The sequence below is a fragment of the Bacillus sp. AFS001701 genome (assembly GCF_002559405.1).
GTDB lineage: Bacteria > Bacillota > Bacilli > Bacillales > Bacillaceae_G > Gottfriedia.
Genome location: NZ_NTZO01000509.1, coordinates 1 through 6,368 on the forward strand (window position 1 = coordinate 1; position 6,368 = coordinate 6,368).

6 protein-coding genes are annotated in these 6,368 nt (G+C 30.0%); 2 read left to right on the forward strand and 4 right to left on the reverse strand.

Annotation, left to right across the window (positions count from 1 at the left end; genetic code table 11):
* The 4 genes from CN514_RS21770 to CN514_RS21785 form a co-directional block, all read right to left on the reverse strand.
* Window positions 1–496, reverse strand: a 496-nt coding sequence (locus tag CN514_RS21770) for a hypothetical protein (protein WP_141529477.1), incomplete at its 3' end; no start/stop codon positions are given.
* Window positions 497–752: 256 nt separating this feature from the next.
* A complete protein-coding gene (locus CN514_RS21775; RefSeq protein WP_098234369.1) occupies window positions 753–1,835 on the reverse strand; it encodes a Ger(x)C family spore germination protein in 1,083 nt (360 codons plus the stop codon).
* Complete coding sequence (locus CN514_RS21780) at window positions 1,832–2,917, reverse strand: GerAB/ArcD/ProY family transporter (protein WP_098234370.1); 1,086 nt, start codon at window positions 2,915–2,917, stop codon at window positions 1,832–1,834. The genes CN514_RS21775 and CN514_RS21780 overlap by 4 nt, the downstream gene beginning before the upstream one ends.
* Window positions 2,918–2,935: 18 nt before the next feature.
* On the reverse strand, window positions 2,936–4,423 hold the full coding sequence (locus CN514_RS21785; RefSeq protein WP_098234371.1) for a spore germination protein: 1,488 nt from the start codon (window positions 4,421–4,423) through the stop codon (window positions 2,936–2,938).
* Between the two features lie 226 nt (window positions 4,424–4,649).
* On the opposite strand from CN514_RS21785, the gene CN514_RS21790 reads away from it, so the two are divergent.
* Entirely contained in the window at window positions 4,650–5,297 is a 648-nt protein-coding gene (locus CN514_RS21790; RefSeq protein ID WP_098234372.1) for a GntR family transcriptional regulator, read from the forward strand.
* A gap of 372 nt (window positions 5,298–5,669) precedes the next feature.
* On the forward strand, window positions 5,670–6,308 hold the full coding sequence (locus CN514_RS21795; protein WP_176526026.1) for a GntR family transcriptional regulator: 639 nt from the start codon (window positions 5,670–5,672) through the stop codon (window positions 6,306–6,308).
* Window positions 6,309–6,368 lie beyond the last annotated feature (60 nt).

Genomic DNA, 6,368 nt, shown 5'->3' on the forward strand with positions numbered 1-6,368 from the left:
TTACAATGTCACCAATCGGCCTTAGCATCCATTTTTCTATTAAATAAAAACCAATACATTTAAACAAAATGATAATAGGGGTCAAAATAAAAATTCTTTTCTTTTCATCCCATTTTTGATAATTCATATAAAAACCAAAAATTAAAACAAACAATAGCAAAAGTGAATCAATTAGGAAAACATAGTTAAATCCATTAATAAAATAAAAAGCAATAATATCGAAAATAAACATTGTCACTAAGGTAATATTCCCAAAAAAGATTACTGCAATTTCCATTCCAAGTGCTCTAATTTGAATATTTGTTCCATGATCAGTGATAATCGGGAAATTTATTAATACAAGAGTTAATAAACTCAATAGAATCCCGATAAAAAATTCTTTAAATTTCGATTTCCCTGCAAACCTTTGTCTTGCTTCTCCCCATAAGATGGAAGAGGTTAGATAAAAAAAACTAATGATGATTGTATGGGTTATGAAAATATTTTTAAAAAGCATAATCCCCTCCAGGAATTACCTTAAAATGAATACAATTATTTTTAAATTATTAAAGAAACTAATCTAGGCTTTAAATTATCGTATACTTAACTTTTCCGTAATATTATATTAACATACTTACTTAATCGTTTGTATACAATTTTTATACAATATTTCCAAATAGAAAAGACGTCTATCTGTCATACAATGACCTTTAGACGTCCTTTTTTAGTTCCATACACGTTTTAATAGTTCTTCTATTCATTCGAAACATGATCTATTCAACAATTCCCGTATGAAGTATATCTATATTAACTTTCACTTTAATTTTTGCACTAGAATACTGCTTTCTCCATTTTTCCCCATCAAAGTTCCTTTGATGGGATTCTAATTTTGAGCCAAAACCAATTGGATCTACATTATTTTTTTGAAGAAGTGATATAAGCTCCTGTGCATTTTTTTCAATATCTCTTTCAATTGCTTTACTTATTTGTTTAATATGTTTTGGAAGTATTATCGGATTATCACCAGTATATTCTTGAATTCTGGCTTTCATCTTCAAATGAACTGTAAACTCTGGTTTTCCTTTTTTGATTTTGATATCATATTTACTTTTAGATTTTATATTATCAATTGCTACATAGTCTCCATCAATTTTGAACTGATGTAATCCTTGTTTATAATTTACTTTCATCCCTTTAAAAATGAAAGCATATTTCCATGGAATAATTGTTATGAGTTTATCTCTTTTGAAAGTTGCAATGCCATTTAATTTAATCTTGTCATCCACTACTTTTAACACCGGTAAATAGGGATCCTGCCCTACTTCAAAATATTGATAGACAAACGTTGAGAAATCGGTATATGGAAAAGGTCCAGACTCTGAATTGTGTACAAGGAGATCGTAAAGATATAAAGCTATGTTTTCATCTTTATACTGTTGTAATGAAAGTAAATCACTTGTTTCACCATCAACTATCGCTAATTGTATGATATTCCCAACGGCCGGGTCCCGATTAAACGTATCAACAATTGGAAAAAAACCTTTTTTGGCTAAGTCCAGACTGAATGTAACAATCCGCATCTGACCTGACATTAGCCGATACCTCATTTGACTATCTAATCTTTCCCTTACCTTTTTTATTGTTTCTCCACTTGCTGAAGACACTTTAAATTCGATTTGTCCAGATGGTCGAAACACAGGAAAAACAACAGTCCCTTTCAGTTGTTTCGGTTTAGGAAGATCGAACCCAGCTGCTTCAATAATATTTAGTTCATTAACATTCGCAGACGGTACAAGTGCACAGCCATTTAAAGATAATGCAATACAAATAATAAAAAACAGAAGATATTTTTTCATTTTGCTTTCCCAGACTTCGTTATCATAAATATGATTGAAAAAAGTGGTATATAAACAAAAAAAATGTATAGAGACACTCTACTTGTATAATCTGTAAATGCATTAATTTGATATCGAGTTTCAAGTAATTGACAAACGATAAAACTAATTATACTAACCAAGATTAATGTATACTTTTGCTTCCATTTAAAAATTAATTTTAAGCCTCTGCTTGAGCTCCATAATAATAGAGCTAAAATTGAAATAACCTTAATTAAAAAACTGGAAAGCAGTATATATTCAAATCTTTCTAAAAATGGAAAATGAATTAATTTAGCAATATAGATTCTCGCCCAGATTACATGTTCAATTTGTTTTTCACTTAAAAGTAAAAATGTTGTAAAAGCCGATAAAGTGAAGACTAAAGTTGAAAACGCGACACCCCATTGAGCAAACTTTTGAGAAGAATTTCCATTCCGAATAAACGGAAACACCATTAGTAAAATTTCAAAGCCTGCCATTGTATAGATTGTATTTTTTGCAGACAATAACAAATCTTTAAACGAATGATCAAGAATAGGTAAAATATTCTCCATATGTATATATTTATGTGGCAAATGAAATAGCAAAGCATATAGCACTGCCGTAAAGATTCCAGATAGAAACGCAATTCCAACTACTACACGAAACCCACCTGAAACAATGTAGTAGCATAATAATAAAATGATGCTCGATAATAGCCACGTAGATATAGACGGAAACATCCAAACTTGAACGATTTCAATATATAATCTTAAAACAGAAATAGATAAAATTACATAATAGGTTAGAATGATTAAACTTAAAACTGATCCGATGATATTACCAAAAAATTGCTTATGCGCATCAATAATATCTCCTTGTGCCTTCGTTAACATTTTATACATAAACCATACAACTACATTAACAAATAACCCAGCAATGATTACACTGATCCATGCATCATAACCAGCATCTTTTGCGATGAGTCGTTGAAACCCTAAAACACCTACGCCTATTTGAGAGCTTGTAATAATAAAAAATAGGAGATACGGTGAAACTTGTTGTCTTCTATACGATGCCATTAATAAATCTCTCCTTTTTTATTCATCAAAATCACTCGGTGGACCAGGTCGTTTTATATCATTTGTTGATCGAAAAAGTGTAGCTGGTCTTAAATTCGTAGGTCTTTTATTCTGCTTTGCAAATGGTAATCTGATCCATAAATCATTAAATGACGTTTTCCTAAACGGATACGTTCCAATATATGGTCTCCCTAAAGAGGTTAATCGAAGCAAATGGGTCATTAAAAAGATAAACCCCATAAAAATCCCTAAAAGTCCAATTAGCTGAGCCATTAAAATTACTGGAAACTTTATAAATCGAATTGTATTGTTAAATTTATAGATTGCAGATGTGTAGGATGCAAGAGTACCAAGTCCAACTAAGATTAAGAGAATATTACTCGTAAGCTTAGCTTCTACAACAGCTTGCCCAATTACAATACCACCAACAATACCAAGCGTTTGTCCAATTTTTGAAGGTAATCGGAGTCCAGCTTCCTTTACTAGCTCGATCGTAATTTCTAAAAATAACACTTCAAAAATTGGAGGAAACGGTACAGATGCTCTAGATATTACTAATGATTCAAGTAAGCGAGGTGGAATAAGCTCATAATGATAGGTCAAAACTGCAACATAAAAAGGCGTTATGAAAATCGAAAGTGCAAAACCAAACATTCTTAGCCAACGGAAAAATGTAGCAAGTACCCAATTGACATAATAGTCCTCCATCGCTATAAAAGTCTCATCTATTAAAGCTGGTGTTAGAAGAACATTTGGAGAACCGTCCACAACAATGGCGATTTTCCCTTCAGCTAAACCTCCGATTGTACGATCAAGTCTTTCAGTTGGAATCGATTGTGGAAAAATAGAATGCGTGTTATCCCCAATCATAGACGAAATAAATGAACTATCCGGAATATGATCATATTGGATATCTTTTATCCTTTGTGTAACCGTATTAACATTTTCAGCATCAGCAATTCCACTTAAATAGATCACTGCAACACTAGTCTTCGATAACTCTCCAACTACCAATTCCTCCACATGAAGATCAGAAATTGGTAATTTATTTCGAATTAAATTGATGTTTACATCCATATCTTCTACAAATCCTACTTGCGGACCTAAAGTAGTAGCTTCCATTATAGGAGGACCAATCGTTCTGGAAACATTATTCGATATATTAACAAGTAAACAATCAGTTTTATTCTCACCATACTGAATTGCCGTATAACCTTTTAGCAGTTTACTTTTGATTTTAGAACTATCTGAAGTAATCGTAAGTTGTTGAACTGGAAGTTGAGACATCAAATCTTCAAGAGTATAATTCTTTGTCAAATATGGAAGTATTTGACCATGCATGATCTCAGACCTAATTAACGTTCGGTAAAAATAAACACTATAGTAACTATCATTCTCAAGATCACTTGAAGTTTTAAATTTAATAAAATCATTTGATTTTGATAATTCATCAATCCAATTTTCATTTGAGGAATCTTTTTTCATACCATCTTTATAAGTTCTCATACCGTTCCCCTAATTTGATTTTATTTTATCATTTGAAAAGGGAATGGAAATTATTCTAATAAATGGAAGAAAATACATCGTTTAATAAATTGAACATAAAAAAGTTGGTATTTGAATTTAGTTAATATATAAAGCTTATCAATTGGATTTTTAATGTATACTATTAAGGATTAAATAAGAAGAACTTTTATGAACTAGTTAAAAACATTTATAGTAGGAGAATAAAATGGCAAAAGAAAAAACATTAGAACAAATTGCATATGAAAAATTAAAAAGTTTGATTCTTTCAGGTGAGTATCAAACTGGTATGCATTTGAAGGAAACTGCACTTGTATCTGAATTACAAATGAGCAGAACACCGATTAGAAGAGCACTTGGAAGACTTGTATCCGAGGGGTTGTTATCACATAATAACTTTCATGGAACGACTGTTACCTATACTCATTTTACTTTACATGAAATTATTAATATGATTGAAATTCAATGGTGCTTTGCTGTATTTTGTGTTGAAAAATCCCAAAGGAAGCATACTCCATTTAATGTAAAACTACTTAGAGAAATTACTGCCTCTATGGAAAAAGCATACACTCAAGATGATGCCTACAATTATCACCGAGCGTTGACAGATTTTTATAAAACATTCTTACTAAATTCTCAAAACAATTTAATCATCGAAATGCTTGATCATCTATGGAAGAGATTTACCGAAGAAGCAACGTCATCTAATGTATTTAATGTAAGGAAAAATAGAATTCCACACACATTGGACTTATATAACTCTCTTATTGATCATGTGGAAAAATCAGAATTTGATAAAGCAACTGAAATCTTAACTCAACTGAAAGAAGAAGCATTTATAGATTTAATGTTTTAATATAAACCCAATAAAAAACATCTAAACCTTTTAAGGCTTTAGATGTTTTTTTATTGATTATCGAGAACTAATAAAGATGTTTTTGTATACAATTTTTATACTAAAGTTAATATAAATTGAACTTATTTACTTCAGAATTCTTTAACATCCTCTTACTTCACTTATCACTTTGATTAATTCGATTAGATATTTCCCTTTATTACCATATAATTTAACAATTATTTTTCTATACTAATTAATCAATTTCATTGTATACTTTTTGTATAATATTAATTCTATTGATTTGTAAGTATGATGATTGGATTTATAAAAAATCCCACTCTTGTTTAGCTGCGCATTAAAATTACACTAGAAAGTAGGATGGTGAAATACTTGCCAAATAATATAACACTAGAACAAATAGCATATGAAGAAATCAAAAAATTTATAATACAAGGTAAATATTCTCCTGGAACATATATAACTGAAGCATCACTTGTAAAGGATTTGAACATGAGTAGAACCCCTATCCGAAGGGCGCTTGTCAAATTGGAATCAACTGGTTTCGTTAAACATTTCAAAAACCAAGGCTCAATGGTCCAAAATATTCAAATTACATTGATCGATATCGTTAATTTTTTAGAATGTCGATTATTTTTAGGCATTGGAAGCATTGAAAAAGCTAAAAGGAAAATGCTTGATTTTCCAATTAATGAAATGAATGAATGTATTCATTTATTGAAAAATGCGGTTGCTGATGAAGATCATGATTTATATTACGTAGAAGCTAATCGCTATCATAATCTTATTTTACAAACGAGCCAAAATGATTTAATGATGGAAACAATCGGAGCTTTACAAACTAAATTTGAGATTATTGCAAGTAAGTATTATTCCTATAGAAGAAGTTCAGTTGAAAACCATATTAAGCAGTATGAAGAATTAACTAAATTTTTTGAAGAAAAAGAGTATGACCAAGCATTGAAACAGTATAATGAAATGATGAAAGAAAAAATACAATCATTATTTTAGAAATAAAAAAACCTTATTCATAAATTAGAATAAGGTTTTTGTTTTTTTATTTGAATTTAG